15 protein-coding genes are annotated in these 16,909 nt (G+C 67.6%); 6 read left to right on the forward strand and 9 right to left on the reverse strand.

The features are described from left to right. Positions 1 to 201 precede the first annotated feature (201 nt). Complete coding sequence (locus tag OHB24_RS39550; protein ID WP_327636084.1) at positions 202 to 828, forward strand: DUF6308 family protein; 627 nt, start codon at positions 202 to 204, stop codon at positions 826 to 828. Between the two features lie 2 nt (positions 829 to 830). Here OHB24_RS39550 and OHB24_RS39555 read toward each other — a convergent pair whose 3' ends face one another. Together OHB24_RS39555 and OHB24_RS39560 are read right to left on the reverse strand one after the other, a co-directional pair. Continuing rightward, entirely contained in the window at positions 831 to 2,342 is a 1,512-nt protein-coding gene (locus tag OHB24_RS39555; protein ID WP_327636085.1) for an LLM class flavin-dependent oxidoreductase, read from the reverse strand. A 71-nt stretch (positions 2,343 to 2,413) separates the two neighbouring features. Further along, entirely contained in the window at positions 2,414 to 5,440 is a 3,027-nt protein-coding gene (locus OHB24_RS39560) for a BTAD domain-containing putative transcriptional regulator (RefSeq protein WP_327636087.1), read from the reverse strand. A 92-nt stretch (positions 5,441 to 5,532) separates the two neighbouring features. Here OHB24_RS39560 and OHB24_RS39565 point away from each other — a divergent pair, with 92 nt between their 5' ends. The 5 genes from OHB24_RS39565 to OHB24_RS39585 all read left to right on the forward strand — a co-directional run bounded on the left by OHB24_RS39565 (position 5,533) and on the right by OHB24_RS39585 (position 8,772). Then, positions 5,533 to 6,096, forward strand: a complete 564-nt coding sequence (locus OHB24_RS39565; RefSeq protein ID WP_327636089.1) for an NADPH-dependent FMN reductase — start codon at positions 5,533 to 5,535, stop codon at positions 6,094 to 6,096. A gap of 13 nt (positions 6,097 to 6,109) precedes the next feature. Next, a complete protein-coding gene (locus tag OHB24_RS39570) occupies positions 6,110 to 6,649 on the forward strand; it encodes a dihydrofolate reductase family protein (RefSeq protein WP_327636091.1) in 540 nt (179 codons plus the stop codon). 66 nt (positions 6,650 to 6,715) lie between these two features. Then, positions 6,716 to 7,507, forward strand: a complete 792-nt coding sequence (locus OHB24_RS39575; RefSeq protein ID WP_327636092.1) for a maleylpyruvate isomerase family mycothiol-dependent enzyme — start codon at positions 6,716 to 6,718, stop codon at positions 7,505 to 7,507. Between the two features lie 195 nt (positions 7,508 to 7,702). Further along, a complete protein-coding gene (locus tag OHB24_RS39580; protein WP_327636093.1) occupies positions 7,703 to 8,272 on the forward strand; it encodes a hypothetical protein in 570 nt (189 codons plus the stop codon). Continuing rightward, the gene (locus OHB24_RS39585; protein ID WP_327636094.1) at positions 8,269 to 8,772 is read left to right on the forward strand and encodes a hypothetical protein; all 504 of its coding nucleotides are present in this window, start codon (positions 8,269 to 8,271) and stop codon (positions 8,770 to 8,772) included. The genes OHB24_RS39580 and OHB24_RS39585 overlap by 4 nt, the downstream gene beginning before the upstream one ends. Positions 8,773 to 8,823: 51 nt before the next feature. Here the strand turns inward: OHB24_RS39585 and OHB24_RS39590 are convergent, their stop codons facing one another. From OHB24_RS39590 to OHB24_RS39620, 7 genes are all read right to left on the reverse strand, one after another. Continuing rightward, positions 8,824 to 10,182 carry an FAD-binding oxidoreductase gene (locus OHB24_RS39590; RefSeq protein ID WP_327636095.1) on the reverse strand — a complete coding sequence of 453 codons (1,359 nt, stop codon included), beginning with the start codon at positions 10,180 to 10,182 and terminating at the stop codon, positions 8,824 to 8,826. Between the two features lie 198 nt (positions 10,183 to 10,380). Beyond that, the gene (locus tag OHB24_RS39595) at positions 10,381 to 11,046 is read right to left on the reverse strand and encodes a GntR family transcriptional regulator (protein WP_327636097.1); all 666 of its coding nucleotides are present in this window, start codon (positions 11,044 to 11,046) and stop codon (positions 10,381 to 10,383) included. Between the two features lie 41 nt (positions 11,047 to 11,087). Beyond that, the gene (locus OHB24_RS39600; RefSeq protein WP_327636098.1) at positions 11,088 to 12,002 is read right to left on the reverse strand and encodes a D-2-hydroxyacid dehydrogenase; all 915 of its coding nucleotides are present in this window, start codon (positions 12,000 to 12,002) and stop codon (positions 11,088 to 11,090) included. Further along, positions 12,002 to 12,823 (reverse strand): carbohydrate ABC transporter permease, encoded by an 822-nt coding sequence (locus OHB24_RS39605; RefSeq protein ID WP_327636099.1) that lies wholly within the window; start codon positions 12,821 to 12,823, stop codon positions 12,002 to 12,004. Before OHB24_RS39605 ends, OHB24_RS39600 begins: the two co-directional genes overlap by 1 nt. Then, positions 12,823 to 13,722 (reverse strand): carbohydrate ABC transporter permease, encoded by a 900-nt coding sequence (locus OHB24_RS39610; protein ID WP_327636100.1) that lies wholly within the window; start codon positions 13,720 to 13,722, stop codon positions 12,823 to 12,825. The genes OHB24_RS39605 and OHB24_RS39610 overlap by 1 nt, the downstream gene beginning before the upstream one ends. Next, entirely contained in the window at positions 13,719 to 15,017 is a 1,299-nt protein-coding gene (locus tag OHB24_RS39615) for an ABC transporter substrate-binding protein (RefSeq protein WP_327636101.1), read from the reverse strand. The genes OHB24_RS39610 and OHB24_RS39615 overlap by 4 nt, the downstream gene beginning before the upstream one ends. Before the next feature lie 10 nt (positions 15,018 to 15,027). Continuing rightward, positions 15,028 to 16,848 carry an alpha-amylase family protein gene (locus OHB24_RS39620; protein WP_327636102.1) on the reverse strand — a complete coding sequence of 607 codons (1,821 nt, stop codon included), beginning with the start codon at positions 16,846 to 16,848 and terminating at the stop codon, positions 15,028 to 15,030. Positions 16,849 to 16,909 lie beyond the last annotated feature (61 nt).

The raw sequence follows: 16,909 nt of genomic DNA on the forward strand, positions 1-16,909 counted from the left end.
TCAGTCGTGGGCTTGTGACAGAGAGTTTACGGAGATCAGCCTGCGAAAAGACCGGATGGTTACAGGTTGTGGATAACGGGCAGTGACTTTGGCGTGCGGGGGGCCGTGGAGTCGCTACGATCTGCGGAAACAGGTGAGGAACGTTCGAATGATGGTCCGCCCGCTGGCGGGTCTGCCACCACAAGTGTGAGGGTGTGGCTCATGAACATCGGTACCCGGAAGATCGTCGTCGACGAGGCGATCGCGCAACTGCGGCTGTACGCCGAGACCAACGGCGCCGTGCTGCAGTACTACGACGGGCTGCCGGGTATGACTACCGTCGGTGGCTCCGATCCCAACCAGGTGACGTTCGAGGACCTTGGCCGGATCATGGTCATCGGCGCCGACCTGCGCGTGCTGGACATCCCCTGGCTCCTGGAGGTGGAGGCCGAGAAGGAGCTCGCCGCGATCCCGGTGGACGCGCGCCTCGAGGACGCCGCGCCGGGCAGTGAGCTGTTCGAGGCGGCGATGGCGCTGGACGACAAGTTCACCGGCCACCGCGGGTTCGGGCACGCGAAGAAGTCGAAGCTGCTGCACCTGAAGCGGCCGTACCTGTACCCGGTGACCGACAGCTTCATCCGGATGACCTACGGCTCGGCCTCGGCCGGAGCCGAGTTCCTCAAGGCGGTCCGCGAGGACCTGGTGAACCCGGCCAACGTCCGTGACTTCAAGCTGCTGCAGGTCCGCCTCATCGCGGAGCCGGCGACCAGCGCCGCCCGTCTGCTCGGCGAGGTGCCGACGCTCCGCCTCCTCGACATCCTCGCCTCCCTGCTGGGCGAGGCGAAGTAGTCCTACAGAACGCCGAGTCGCGCCAGTGGCTCGACCAGTTCGCGCTCCTCGTAGGACAGGTGCGACAGCAACGTGTCGTCCAGCAGGTCGACGGCCGCCCGCAGGCCGTTGATGTCGCCTGATCCGTCAACCAACGCGACAAGTGCTTTGTCGACACCTTCCAGTACGTCGTGAATGACCTTGTGCTCCTCCTGCAGCCGATCCACGACCGGTACCAGGTCAGGGTCGGCGCGGCGTAGGTGCGGGAAGAGCGAGGCATCCTCGAGCGAGTGGTGCGTCGTCACGAGCCGGCAGTACGACTCGCAGTACGTCCCGAGCGTCCAGTTGTTCTGCCGCATCGTCATCGTGTTGATGTGCGACCGCGCCGCACCGACCCCCAGCGTCCCTGCTGCCACCTGCTCCACCAGATCCCGGACCTGGTCGAGCTCTGCACGCAGGTGGTCGTGTACGTCGATCAGGTGCTGACCGGACTGCAGCTGGTACGGCGTGTACGTCCGGGACGGGTCCTGCGCCGGACCGGTCGGCCGCGCGGACTCGTCCAGCAGCTGTACGGCGCTACGTCGTACAGCAGGAGGTGGTGTCGGCACGACACCAAAGCCCGTCGCAGGCACCGGCGCAGCAACCACACGCGCAGCGCCCGACCGAGCCACCGCTACGGCCTCCCGCACACCAGCTGCCACCTCAGCAAACCGCCGGATGTCGTCAGGGTTGTCCGAGGCAAGGATGTAGGTGCTCATCCCCTCCCCCAGCGTCAGCTCGGTCAGCTGGTCGATCCACAGCTCCTCAGGCCCCTGCAGGAACCCACCGCCACCAACAAACTGACCGGAGATGTTGTACAGCCGCCGGACCGCAGCAGGGTCCCGCCCGGCCTCCACAGCTGCCTCGTCGATGATCTTGTTCATCGCGGCCAGCTCGTCCGGCCCGGCGTACCCGCTGCTCGGCAGCCACCCGTCCGCCAGCCGTCCGGTGAGTGCGAGCATCCGCGGCTTGTACGCACCCAGCCAGATCGACACGTCATGCGCCGGCGCCGGACCGCGCTTCGCACCGGACACCGTGTAGTGCTTGCCGGCCAGCCGGATGCCGCCACCACCAGGTGTCCAGACCTCGCGCATGATCGCAATGGCCTCTTCCAGCGCGGCAATGCTCTGTCCGGTGGTCAGCCGCGGCCCACCGTTTGCTGCGACCGCGTCCAGGAACCCACCGGCGCCCAGGCCGAGCTCAATCCGCCCACCGGTGATCAGGTCGAGCGTCGCGACGCTGCGCGCCAGGACGACCGGGTGCCGGAGCGGGAGGTTGGCGACGTTGGTGGTGACCTTCACGCGCTCTGTCTGGGCAGCGACGACGGACAGCAGCGTCCAGGCGTCCATGAGCCTCGGCTGGTACGGGTGGTCCTGGAAGCTCACCAGGTCGAGGCCGACCTGCTCGGTCAGCTGGCCGAGCGCGATCACGCGGTCCGGGGTGTCGACCGCGGGGGTCAGGAACGTGCCGAAGACCAGCTCGTGGCCGTAATCCATGATTCACCTTCTCGAAGTGGGTTCGGGAGCAAAACTACTTCGATAGACGAATAATCTCAACTACAGAACATCTACTGCCGGACGAGCAGCCCGAATACCTCCGCCGGGCTCAACGTTGAGCCGCGCCTGTACGCCGCCTGATAGGCCGATGGACCCAGCGCGGACTGGGCCGCAGCGACCGCCCGGGCGAGGTCCTCTTCCTCTGTCGAGGCCATCAGATAGTTCTCGGTGGCCCTGGTCGCGGCCGAGCTCCCCAGCAGGGTCGCAGCGAGGGTCTTGTCCGGGTGCGAGCCCGCGATCCCCTCCAGCGCCCAGCACATGCCCCGCAGCGAGTCGAACTCCTCCGAGACCCGGAAGGCCTCCACGTGCAGCTCCAACGCGTCGTCCGACCGGCCCTGGAGCTCCCTGACGTGCCCGAGCTCCTCCAGGACGATCGACAGATACAGCACGGACTCCGTCTGCAGACGGGCGGCGTCGATCAACGCCTGCAACCGCTCCGAGGCCTCGTCCAGAGCGCCGGTACGACGGGCCGCGAAGCCGAGCACCAGCTCCGCCAGCGCCTGCGACGCGCGCTGCCCTTGCTCGGTCGCCAGCCGCAACGCACGCTCGCCGTACGTCCGGGCCGACTCGTAGCGTCCTCGCCGGATCGCCGTCCACCCGAGCATGCCCAACGCGTTGGCGACCTCGGGCCACAGCCCGATCTCCTCCGCGGCCTCGGCGCCTTCGAGGTGCAGCCGCTCGGCCTCGTCGAAGTCGCCGACGAGCTCGGCGTGCGCCCCGAACCAGCCCGTCGCTTGCAGCACACCCCAACGGTCCCCCAGCGAGCGGAACATCGAGATGCTCTGACAGGCGTCGTCGTACAGGGCCGGCAGATCCGCGCGTACGTGCGCATGCTTCGCGCGGGCTGCCAGCACAGCCGCCACACCCCACTGGTTCCCGTCGGCCTCGAACGTCTTCAGGGCCTGGTCGAGCATCGACAGGCATGCGGAGAGGTCGCCGACGTCGCTGGCGGCATGGGCGATCCACCACAACCCCATGGCATCGGCACTGTCCAGCCAACGGTCTCGCTCCGCCGGAGCGTCTGGGTGCCCGAGCAGGTACATGAACCCGGCACGCCACACCCCAGCCCGTGCAGAACCCGGCACGGTGTCCAGAGACCGCATGGCCTCCACATACCGACCGCGGAGGAACCAGTACCAAGACAGCGCGTCCACAAGCCGTTCAGCGAGGTCCAATTGCCCTGTGGTGACTGCACGGTCCATGGCGGTCCGGAAGTTGGCGGAGTCCTCGTCCAGCAGCTGCAGCCACCTGCTCTGCTCGTCACCGAACAACCCTGGCCGCGCCGCCTCAGCCAGCGACACGTAGTAGGACAGGTGCCGCTGCCGAGATGACTCCAGCTCACCGCTCACCCGCAGCTTCTCGACGCAGTACGCCGCGACTGACTCGAGTAACCGGAAGCGACCGCCGTCGACCGGTACGACGAGCGAGCGGTCGACCAATCGCACCAGGACATCCAGTACGTCGTCCTCACCGCACACAGCCGCCGCAGCGTCCGCCGTACAGCCATCTGCATGTACGGCGAGCTGCCGCAGTACTGACTGCTCGTCGGGGGCGAGCAGCTCCCAGCTCCAGTCGATCATCGCGTGCAGCGTCTGCTGTCGTGGCGCAGCACCGCGATGTCCTGTCGCCAGCAACCGGAAGCGGTCGTCCAGCCGCGCTACGAGCCCACGTACCCCGAGCGCTCGCACACGCGTCGCAGCGAGCTCCAACGCGAGCGGGATCCCGTCCAGTCGCCTGCACAGTACGGCGACGTCAGCAACGGTCTCGTCCGTCAGCGCGAAGCCACGTGACGCGGCCGCCGCACGTGTCACGAACAGCTGCGCCGCACTGCACTCGCCAACTACCTCAACGCCCGCCGACACAGGCGGCACGGACAAGGGCGGAACACTCCACACCACTTCCCCAGCCAGGCCCAGCGGCTCGCGACTCGTCGCCAGCACTCGTAGACCCGGAGCCGTGGCCAGCAAGCGGTCCGTCAGCGCGGCGACCTCCTCGACGATCTGCTCGCAGTTGTCCAGGACCAGCAGCCGGGAGCCCATCACTGAGGCCAACCGATCGACCACAGGGGTGCCCTCGGTGTCGCGGAGATCCAGAGCCGCCTGCACCGCGTCAGTGAGCGAGTTGGCGACCGACAGCGCGTCAGGAGTCACCGCAGCCAGCTCGACCAGCACGACGCCGTCAGCGAACCGGTCCGCAACACCAGCCCCAGCAGCCAGCGCCAAGCGAGTTTTACCGACACCTCCCGGACCAGTCAGCGTGACTAACCGTGATGTGCCCAAACGGGCACCTACGTCGGCCAACGCATCGGTGCGGCCGATCAGCTCAGTCAGCTGAGCAGGAAGGTTGCTACGTGCGTGCGGCAGCTCCTGAGCGAGGATCGACTGCTGCAGCGCCACCAGCTCCGGACTGGGGTCCAGGCCGAGGTCCTCCAACAGCAACTTCCGTAGCTCATCGAAGCTCTCGAGTGCCTCGGACTGCCTGCCAGAGCGGTAGAGCGCCTTCATGTGCGCAGCGCGGAGCCCCTCACGCAGCGGGTGCTCCTTGACGAGGGCTGCGAGGTCCACAACAGGTAGATCGGCCTGTTCGAGAGCGGTGAGCCGCAGGTCGGTCAGCCGAGCGACAGCTGTCTCGACGAACGCGTCGTCCGCGAAGTCGGCGTACGCCGGACCGCGCCACAGCGCCAGCGCCTCGTCGACCGAGCCGGCAGACAGCAGTTCACCGAACTGCAGAGCGTCATACGTGCCGGCAGAAACCACTAGCGAATAGCCGGCCGGTCCGGACTGCACCAGGGCGCGGCTGCCGGGCTCAGCGTCCTCAAATGCTCGCCGCAGCTGGGACACCTTCGCGGAGAGCGTCCCTGACGGGTTACCGGGCAGTTCCGACCCCCAGAGGTCGTCGATGAGTCGGTCCGCGGGCACAGGTCGGCCCTCGTGCACCAGCAGGTTCGCCAGCAGTGCACGCACCTTCAGCCCCTGGATGACCACGGGCGTCCCCGCGTCCGTCCACGCCGTCACTGGTCCCAGTACCCCGAAGCGCATGACGGCACCTTATTCCGGTCAGCCCGAAAGGACCGGAAAGAAACCGTAAACCCCTTCCGGCAGAGTCTGTGTCAGACGGAAGGAGGACGCAGATGCGACTGGCAGTGATCATCGGCAGCACCCGGCGCGGCCGGTTCGGACCGACCGTGGCGCACTGGCTCGCAGAGCAGGCAGCCAAGCAGTTCGAGGTCGACCTGGTCGACCTGGCGGTTGCGGACCTGCCGGCCACGCTGCCCGACGCGGACGACGAGACACCGCAGGAGGTCGCCGTACTGAGCGACAGACTGGCAGCCGCGGATGCGTTCGCTGTCGTCACGCCGGAGATCAACTGCAGCTTTCCGGCCACGCTGAAGACCGCGCTGGACTGGTACTACGAGGAGTGGCACGCCAAGCCGGTAGCGATCGTCAGCTACGGCCGGGAGAGCGGCGGCTGCCACGCCACCGCACAACTGCGGCAGGTCTTCACAGAACTCCAGGCGGTCACCATTCGCAACACTGTCGCACTGCCCTGCTACTGGGAGCAGTTCACCGCCGACGGCGGCTGGCCACGGCCTTCCGCCGGCTACGAGGCAAACGCCAAACTCATGCTCGACCAGCTCGTCTGGTGGGCCGAAGCACTACAGGACGCCCGCAACCGGCGTCCGTACCAACCCTGAGAGGAAAAGACCCATGAGGAAGCTGATCGAATCCACGTTCGTCACCCTGAACGGCGTCATCGACGAGCCGCAGAACTGGAGCCCGCCGTACTGGGACGACGAGCACATGGCCTACAACCAGTCGCTGATGGAGGGCGTCGAGGGACAGGTGCTCGGCCGCCTCACCTACGAGGGCTTCGCGGACGCCTGGCTGTCACGGGCCGGCGACCCGGTCGCCGACACCTTCAACGCGATGCCGAAATGGGTCGCCTCCCGCACGGTCACCGAGTGGAAGTGGAACGCGCAGCCGCTCGAGGGCGACGTGGCCGACGCCGTCCGCAAGCTCAAGGAGTCCGACGGCGGCGACCTGATCAAGTACGGCACCGGGGAGTTCTCGAAGGCGTTGCTGGAGAACAAGCTCGTCGACGAGTACCACTTCTGGATCTTCCCGGTGGTCGCCGAGGGCGCAACGATGTTCCAGGGCAGCGGCATCGACATCACGCACCTCGAGCTGCTCGGTACGACGACCTTCAAGTCCGGCATCGTCGTCCACAAGCTCGCACCGAAGTCCTGACCCACCTGCGGCCGGTACGTCGACGACGTACCGGCCGCACCACGAACCCATCGGAGAACGAATCCCATGACCGAGCTGAACGCGGAACATGCCCGGCGAGCGATCGTCGAACACACCCGACAACTGGCGGAGTCGGCCGCCGCTGCCGGCCCTGACGCCGCCGTGCCGACAGCCCCGAAGTGGACCGTCGCCGACCTTGTCGAGCACGTGGGCCAGACCCATCACTGGGTCGCGGAGATCATCGAGCGGCGTATCACCGACCCGACACAGCTGCCGACGGAGATGGCCGTACTCCCCGCCGACCCCGGCGAGTGGGAGACGTGGCTGTCGGAGGCCGCGCAGCGAGTCGCGGATGCGTTCTCCGACGACGCATTCGACGCGCCGGTGTTCAACGCCGCGGGCGACGAGCGCTCCGGGGCGCAGTTCTGGATGACCAGCTCCCTCAACGAGTCGGTCGTCCACGGCGTCGACGCAGCCAATGCCGCGAACCGGCCGGCCGAGATCGAGGCCGACGTCGCCGCCGCGCTCATCAGCAACCACCTCAAGATGCTCACCTCCCCCACGTGGGAGATGCAACGGGCCGAGTCCGCCCAGGCCATCCGCGGCACCGGGCAGACCCTCCAGTGGCTCGCCACCGACACGGGTGCTTGGTTCATCGAACGGCGCCCTGAAGGGGCGACGTGGCGGCCCGAAACCCAGCAGGCCGATGTGACGGTGAGCGGACCGGCGCAGTCGTTGCTGCTGACCTTGACCCGCCGACGTTCGCTCGCCGACCGCGAGGCGACCGGCATCACTGTCACCGGCGACATCGACCTCGCCAAGCACTGGCTCGACAACACCGGCCACGACGCCGGCTGACCCACACCGAAGGCCTGAGTGCATCCGGCCGGTCACCCGCAGCAGGGTGGCCGGCCGGAGGCTTGTTCGCGTAAGCCGTGGGTACCGGTCGGGGCCATGGGGGATCGAGGCGGCGCTGGGGACCGTCTGCCAGGGATTCACGCGATCGGCCGCTGCTGATCGCGGATCCACACGTGCAATCGGACTGGAGTTCTGATGGGTACCGTCCTGACCATCGTGATCATCGTCGTGGTGCTGCTCGCGGCAGCGGCGTTGTTCTACCTGTACCAGCGCAGACGCTCGGGCGAACTGCAGCAGCGGTTCGGCCCGGAGTACGAACGCACCGTTGAGGAGTCGGGCGATCGTCGCAGCGCCGAGCGGGAACTGCGGGGGCGGGAACGCCGGGTGTCGCGGCTGGACATCACGCCGTTGAGCCGTGAATCCGCCCGGACCTACCGTGCCGAATGGGCCGAAGTGCAACAGAGCTTCGTCGACCGTCCTGCCGGAGCGGTCGCGGACGCGGACCGGCTGGTCCTGCGGATGATGCGCGAATCCGGCTACCCCGTCGACGAGTTCGACCAACGGGCCGACGACGTGTCGGTCGAGCACCCCGGCGTCGCGATGCACTACCGCGAGGCGCACCGGATCGCGATCGCGCAGGCACGCGGCGACGCCGATACCGAGGACCTGCGGCACGCGGTCACGGCGTACCGCCAACTGGTCGACGCCCTGCTGGACGACAGCGAGAACGCCTCCCGCCCGACGAACACCAAGGAGCAAGCATGACCACGCCCGACCGTCGCGACGTCCCCCTGGACGACGACCGCATGCTGGACAACGACGACCTCGAGACCGATCCCGACCTGAGCGGCAACCGCGGCCTCGACGACACCCGTACGACGAACGACCCGAACGGCCGTCATACCGCGACCGACGACCTGCACGGCCGCACGACCGAGGCCGATGACCTGAACGGCCGCACGACGACGGACGAGCCGAACGGTCGGATGGGCGTGGAGGACGAGCCGTTGGTGGCCGCGGATTCGGCCGTCGACTACCGGGCCCGCTGGGAGGTTGTCCAGCAAGGATTCGTGGACGACCCGCGCAACGCCGTCAGCGAGGCCGACAAGCTCGTCGACGACGTGCTCAAGCACCTGGCGGACGGCTTCGACCGCCAGCACCAGAACCTCGAGCAGCAGTGGTCGAACGGCGAGCCGTCGACCGAGGACCTCCGCTCGGCACTCCAGCGGTACCGCGCGTTCTTCCAGCGCCTGCTGACGCTGTGATGCTGCGGGCGGCCGGTACGACGTCGTACCGGCCGCCGCCGCGTTCGTTGCCTAGGGCGCGATGTTCTGGTTCAGGTGGAACACGTTGTCCGGGTCGTACTTGCGCTTGATCTCGGCCAGCCGGTCGTAGTTCTGCCGGTAGTTGTCCCGGATCCGGCTCTGGTCGTCGCCGGCCATGAAGTTGATGTACCCGCCGGCCTCGGAGTGCGGTGCGACGTCGTCGTAGTACGACCGCACCCACTCGATCCCGGCCTCGTTGTCGGCCGGGTCCGGCCACATGCCGGCGATCACGGTCGCGAAGTTCGCTTCCCGGTAGGCGAACGCGGTCGCGTCCGGCGTCACCCGGTGGCAGGCGCCGTTGATCGGGTAGATGTGCACGGTCGAGTTCACCGCCGGGAGACCGGGCGCGTGCCGCACGTGCGCCTGGATCGCCTCGTCGGTCAGCTCGGTGACGAAGTTCGCCTTCCAGTAGTGCTGCAGGCCGGGCGGCACGAGCGCGTCGAACGCGCTGTTCAGCGCCGGGTACGGCATCGGCCCGACGTGCTCGGCCATCACCGGCGCGAACTCGCGGAACTTCGAGATCTGCGTCTCGCCCTCGTCGAGGTCGCCGGCCCAGCAGCCGACGATCAGCGCGAACGGCTCGCCGTGCCGGTTCTCCGGGATGAACGGCAACGGCGGCGCGATCTGGAACGCCGGGAACCCGCCGAGCTGCTCGGGCGCGTCCTTGATCAGTTCCCGGAAGCCCGACAGTACGGCGACCGCGTCGGACATCTCGAACAACATCGGGCCGCCGTAGATCGTCGACACCGGCGCCAGCCGGAACTCGAGCGCGGTCACCACGCCGAAGTTGCCGCCACCGCCGCGCAACGCCCAGAACAGGTCTTCGTTCTCCTTCTCGCTCGCGATCAGGAACTGCCCGTCCGCGGTCACCACGTCGGCCGACACCAGGTTGTCGCAGGACAGCCCGAGGCCCCGGTCCAGGTACCCGATCCCGCCGCCGAGGGTCAGTCCGCCGACGCCGGTGGTCGAGATGATCCCGCCGGTGGTGGCCAGCCCGAACGCGTGCGTTGCCGCGTTGAAGTCGCCCCACGTCGCGCCGCCGCCGGCCCGTGCCGTCCGGTTCACCGGGTCGACCCGGACGTTGCGCATCCCGCTCAGATCGATGACGAGACCGTCGTCGACCGTGCCGAACCCAGGCACACTGTGTCCGCCACCGCGGACCGCGATCTCCAGCTCGTTCGTGCGCGCGTAGTCGATCGCCGCCATCACGTCACCGGCGTTCTCACACCGGACGATCACCTCGGGCCGCTTGTCGTGCATCGCGTTGTTGACCTTGCGCGCCTCGTCGTACCCCTCGTCGCCCGCCGTGAAGACCTGTCCGCGCGTGCGTTCTCTCAAATCGTCGATCATTGTCCGCTCCCCGAACCACTGTCGCCTGTCGCAGAGCGGCGCGCGCAGAACACACCACGCACACCGCGCAGACCGGTCGTCGCCGTCGAGCGCAGCGCGAAACTTCACCCCAGAGAGCGCCCCAACCCCGACGGGCGGCCGGCCCTCCCCCAGACCCACCCGTTCTCTCCCCGACCCTCCCAAGCAGGACCGTTTTCGTCAATCCCCAGACAGCGTGCTGAGCAAGCGGCCCTGGGCCTGCTCGAGGTGGTGGGCCAGGTGATCGGCGGCGGCCGCCGGGGCACCCTGCTGGATCGCCTCGAGGATCGCCGCGTGCTCTTCGGCGACCGTGGTCGGCGCGGCCTTGCGATGCGCCTGGTACTGGCCCATGGTCAGCTGCACCTCGCCGATGATCAGCTGGTGCATCCGGGCCAGCCGACGGCTGCCGACCGCGGCCACCAGCGCCGTGTGGAACGCGATGTCCGCCTCGACCTGGTTCTCAAACAGCCGGTCCCGCGCGGCGTACTCGATCGCGACCTGGGCCCGGGCGGCGTCGGCCGGCACCTGGCCGGTCGCGGCCAGCGTGGACACCGCCGCCTTCTCGATCGTGATCCGGCTGAAGAACAGGTCCCGGATCTCGGCCTCGTCGAGCACCGGAACGACCGCTGTCTTGTGTGCGGTGCGCCGCAACAGGCCGAGCGCCGTCAGCCGCTCGAGCGCCGCCTTCGCGGTCGGCCGGGCCACGTTGTACTCGGTGGCGAGCCGGACCTCGGTGAGTTTCTCCCCCGGCGGGATCTCGCCGTTCACGATCCGCTTGCGGATCGACTCGTAGAGCGCGTCGGTCAGCGAGGACGGCCCGAGCTCAAGACGCACTTCGGTACCCACAGCACCCCCTCCGACGAAACTGGTCTGGCAAGTGTACTGGCCTAGTAACCCGCGGCCTTGTCCACCACGTTCCGCAACGGCTCACCGCCGGCGAAACGGCGGATGTTGTCCGCGACGATCTCCTGGTGCCGCCGGACGGTGCCGTCGCTGGTGGCACCGTTGTGCGGCGTGACGACGACGTTGGGCAACGACCAGAACGGGCTGTCCGGCGGCAGCGGTTCCACCCCGTGCGCGTCCAGGCCGGCGCCCGCGATCTGCCCGGTCCGCAACGCCTCCAGCAGCGCCTCGTCGTCGGCGATCCCGCCGCGCGAGATGCAGATGAAGTGCGCCGTCGGCTTCATCCGCGCGAACGCGTCCCGCCCGAAGACGCCGAGCGTCGAGGGCGTCCGCGGCGCCGTCACCACGACGAAGTCCGACTCGGCGAGCAACTGATCGAGATCGCACAGTACGTCGACGTTCGGCGACGGCTCCCCCGGACGCCGCCGTACGCCGAGAACCCGCAGGTGGAAAGCCTTCGCCTTCGCAGCGAGATCGAGGCCGGAGTTGCCGAGACCGTAGATGCCCACGGTCCGGCCGGCCAGCTCGCCGTGGCGATAATGGTCCCAGCGGTGCTCGGCCTGCGCGCGCATCCATCGCGGTACGTCGCGGCTCAACATCAGCATCAGCAGGATCGAGTGCTCGGCGAGCGAGATCCCGCCGTTGCCGGCGCTCGAGGTGAGGACGATCGGCGACGCGAGCATCTCCGGCGTGAGGTCGGCGTCGACCCCGGCCGACGGGCTGTGCACCCAGCGCAGCCGCGGCGCCTTCACCAGCACCTCCGGCGGCACGCGACCGACCACCGCCTCCATCTCGCCGAAGACGTCCGAGGCGTCGTCCAGCGAGTCGACGAAGCGCACCGGCACCTCCCCGGCCGCCTCGACGTACGCCGGCGATTCCTTGCCCACTACAACGATCATCACTTCAGTCCCGTCGTCGCGATACCGCGGATCAGGTACTTCTGGGCCACGGCGAAGAAGATCAGGATCGGCACCAGCGACAGCAACGACATCGCGAACAGCATGCCCACCCCACTCTGGGTCTCGGAGTCGACCATCGAGTTCAGCGCCACCGGCACGGTGAACGCACTCGTCCTGGTCAGGTAGATCAACGGTACGAAGAAATCGTTCCAGGTCCAGATGAAGGTGAAGATCGTGGTCGTCACCAGAGCCGGTCGCATCAGCGGCAGCACGACGTACCAGAAGGTCAGGAACGGGCCGGCGCCGTCGATCCAGGCCGCCCGGTCGAGCTCGCGCGGCAGCGTCCGGATGAACTGGACCATCAGGAAGACGAAGAACGCGTCGGTGGCCAGGAACTTCGGGATCAGCAGCGGCCAGTAGGTGTTCACCAGGCCGAGCTGCGAGAAGAAGATGTACTGCGGAATGACGAGCACGTGGAACGGCAGCATCACCGAGGCGAGCGTGATCGCGAAGTACACCTTCCGCATCCGGAACCGCAGCCGGGCCAGCGCGTACGCCGTCAGCGAGCAGGAGAACAGGTTGCCCGCGATCGACGCGATCGTCACCACCAGCGAGTTCACGAAGAACGCCGAGAACGGCCGGTTCAGCGCGTGCCAGCCCTCCTTGAAGTTCTCGAACGTCAAGCCGGACGGGATGATGCCCGGCTCGGTCAGGATCTGCTCCGGTGGTTTGAACGCGCTCACCACCATCCACACCAGTGGATAGATCATGAACGCCACGAACACGAGCAGACCGGCGTGTTTCAGCACAGAGCCCCGCATCAGCTGTCTCCGTAGAAGACCCAGTACTTCGAGACCAGGAAATGCAACGCCGTCACCACGGCGATCGCGACCATCAGCACCCAGGCGAGCGCGGACGCGTAGCCCATGTCGAAGGCGACGAATCCCTGCTGGTACACGTACAGCGTGTAGAACAATGTCGAGTTCGCCGGGCCGCCGGTGCCGCCGCTGACGATGTGCGCCTGGGTGAAGGTCTGGAACGCGCCGATCGTCTGCAGGATCAGGTTGAAGAAGATGATCGGCGTCAGCAGCGGCACCGTCACGTGACGGAACTGCTTGACGAGCCCTGCGCCGTCGACGCGAGCCGCCTCGTACAGCTCGTCCGGAATCTGCCGTAGACCGGCCAGGAAGATCACCATCGGCGACCCGAAGGTCCACACGTTCAGCACGATCAGCGTCGCCAGCGCGGTCCGCGGGTTCTGCAGCCAGCTCTCGCCGTGGATCCCGATCAACGCCAGCCCTTTGTTGATCAGCCCGTCGTCACCGAAGATCTCCCGCCACAGGATCGCGATCGCCACCGAGGACCCCAGCAATGACGGCAGATAGAACGCGCTGCGGTAGAACGCCAGTCCGCTCAGGCCGCGGTCGAGGATCAGCGCAAGCAGCAAAGCGAAGGCGAGCTGCAGCGGCACCGACACCAGGACGTAGACCAGAGTCACGCGGACCGAGGCCCAGAACTGGTCGTCGTGGATCATCCGCTGGAAGTTCTCCAGCCCGGTCCACTCCGGCGGATTGAGGATGTCGTAGTTCGTGAACGCCAGATACAGCGACGCGAGCAACGGCACCGCGGTGATGAGCAGGAACCCCAACTGCCAGGGGATCAGGAAGACGTGGGCCGCCCGCCCCTGGCGATTGAGGTAGAACCTGGAGCGGGACGTCATGCGGCCCGCTTGATCCCGGCGCCGATCTCGTCGACCAGCTTCTTCGCGCCGGCCGGCACCGCCGTCCGGCCCAGCGCGATCTCCTCGCAGATCCGGGCCATCGTGGTCCGCCAGGTGCTCGACCCGGGTGGCGCCTCGTACCGCGGCTTCCGCTCGGCCGCCCGTTCCTTCGCGACCACCGCGAGCATCTCCTTCTCGTCCGGGCTCGCGAACGCCGCGGCCTGCTCGGCGACCTTCGGGTTCGTCGGCGCGCCCATGGTCAGCCGGACCGTCTTCAGCATCTCGGCGTTGTTGACGTTGTAGTCGAGTACCTGGCCGGCCGCCTCGAGGTTGTCGTCGTCGATCCGCTGGTAGATCGCCATCCGGGGGAAGTAGAGGTACTTGTGCCCGGCCGGCGCGCCCGCGGCGATCGGGGCCGCCCGCAGCCGGAACTTCTCCGTCGGGAACATCTTCGCGTCGTCGATGATGTGGTTGGAGTTGCCGAAGTTCACCAGGACCTTCTTCCCCACCTGAGCCCAGTCCGGGCCCATCCCCTCCTGCTCGCTCAGTGACAACGCACCGCCCGCCTTGCGCAGCTTCTCCCACCAGTCGAGCCAGCTACCCAGACCGTCCACCGTGAACCCGACCTGACCGTCCTGGGTCCACAGCTGCTCACCCCGCTGCCGCAGCCAGGCCTCGAAGGTGAGGTCGTGGTCGGGTGCGTACGGCGTACCTTTGCGCTTCCCGGGATTGTTCTTGCTGTAGGCAACGAGCAGCTCGGCCAGGCTGTCCCAGGTCCAGCCCGGCCCCTCGGACGGAACGGTCACGCCGTCGGCCTTCGCGACTGTCTCGTTGTAGCGGATCACCGGTGTGAAGATCCCGAACGGCAAGGTGTTGAGCTGCCCGTCGAGCTTGAAGGTCTCGAGATCTTCCTTGCTGTAGTCGTCCCATTTCAGCGTGGGGATGTCGTCGAGCTTCCGGTACAGCTTGCTCTTGTGGTACGTCATCACCTGCGGTGACGCGATCCAGAAGATGTCCGGTACGTCGCGGGCCGCGATCTGCGTCGTCATCCGTTCCTGGAAGGCGGTGTAGTCGGCGAACTCCGGCTCGATCGTGATCGACGGGTTCGCCGTACTGAACTGCTTCAGGGCCTTGGTGTAGTTCTGCTGACGGATGTTGTTGCCCCACCACGCGTACCGCAGCGTGACGTCGCCGCCACCGCCCGACGGTCCGCCGCCGCTCCCGCCGCAGCCGGCGATCGCGGTCGCCGCGAGCCCCGTGCCCAGTGACACCTTGAGAAATCCTCGCCGATCCATCTCGTTCTCCTCACTCACAGACGAGTACGTCGAACAACCCGATCTCCGGCACCTGCACCCACCCGTCGCTCACCTGCAGACGCTCCTGCGCGACCAACGCCCGCACCTCGCGCACCTCGGCCGGCACCCGCAACCGGGCAGGCCCGATCCGTACCGGTCGAGCGAATCGCTGGTCGGTGTCCCCCGATCTGTTCAGCAGGTGTACGACGAACCCCGCCGCCGACCGCCCAAGCACGATCTCGACCTGCTCCGGCAGGTCTGTCTCCATCGCTCCGCCCACCTGATCCACGAACAGATCGCGATGAACGCTCAACCCCACCTCCCGGTAGGCCTGCCCGATCGTCCACGGGAACAGCACCACGTCGCCCCGCTTGACCATCCCGGGATGGTCGAGCGGCACGTGTCCGTAGCACTTCTCCGGTGGGCCGTACGGCGCTCTCGACATCGCCCGCAGACCGACCTCGGCGTCCGACGGCGCCTCGACGACCTCGAAGGCGCCGAACACCGGCACTCCGCCCTCGAGATGCAAGGAGCGGGTAGCTGCCTCGGTCTCGTACCGGGCCAGCCGTCTGACCGGGAGCCCTGGCACGGCCGTGCTCCCGGTGGCGACTACTCGGCCGGCGTAGGCACCTAGGTCCACTGGTCCGACATCCGGCAGCACGACCGTTCGATAGCGGCTCAGGTCCGCCTCGCCGAGCCGCTCTTCCGGCAGCACGTCGAACGGCACATGGCGCTGCAGGAGCGAGAGGTAGAGACCTTCGAACTCGGCCCGGGAGTGCGCTGGTCTGACCAGTAGCGTCTGCGCGGCCGGCACCAGGTCGCGATAGACATCGACCTGATCGCGGTGGAACCGCGTCAGCTGCCCTGCTACCTCCAGGCAGGCGTACGGCGTGGTGGCGGGCGTTCCCATGATGTACGTCGACGGGTTGGCGCCGCGGGCGATCGCCTGCACCAGGTACTGCGCGAAGTGCTGCGGATCTTCGCCTGCCATCCGGTACGGCATGTCGACGAAGCCCACCGAGTTGGTCAGCACGGGGACCGTGGGACGGAAGGTCTTCGCCGCGCTCACGCTCTCGCTGGTCCGGTGATGCCACAACCGCCGGCCGACCGCGTTGTTCGCCTCGTGAAAGACGATGTCCGCCTGATCACCGAGGACCAACGGCGCCTCCGGACGGCGGGCCGCCAGGTGATCCCGGATCCTCCCGGTGAGATCCGCCAGCACTTCCTTCGAGAACCGTTGCCAGTCCGCGTACCCGGACGAGTCACGGTCGTCCGGCAGCACACCGTCGTACCGCTCCTGACAAGCCACGCAGTGGCAGACCCCGTGGTAGACGCGGCTGTAGTCGACCTCGTTGAACGACATCCAGTTGCAGAAGAATCCGTCCAGCGGATACCGATCGAGCACCTCGTCGAGGACTTCGAACAACTTCACCTGGTAGTAGTCACCACTCGGGCACACACTCGTCAGCCCGTTGTAGACCTGCCGCGCCCCGCTCGGTCCGACGAAGCACCAGTCCGGATGCGCCTCCGCCCGCCGGTGGTCGATCTTGGAGAAGTCCATCCGCCCCATCACGCGGATGCCGCGCCGCGCCGCCGCCTTCACCGCGTCGCCGACCAAGTCGCCGGACGGCCGCTCCGCCAGGTACGGGTTGCGGGTCTGGAACTCCAGATCGGTCGGGTAGTTCGACAGGATTCCGCCGACGCTCAGCAACCAGGTGTCCGCGCCGAAGTCCTCCAGATAGTCCAGCACCGACTCGACGTCCAGCCCGGCGTCGATCTCGCGCAGGTTGGTCTGGAACATCCGGAACGGGTCCTGCCACCAGAGCCTCATGACTGCAACGTCCTGTAGAGCGCGGAGTGGCCCATCACCCCGAGCCCGACGAACCCGATCC

It is taken from the genome of Kribbella sp. NBC_00482, assembly GCF_036013725.1.
Lineage (GTDB): Bacteria > Actinomycetota > Actinomycetes > Propionibacteriales > Kribbellaceae > Kribbella.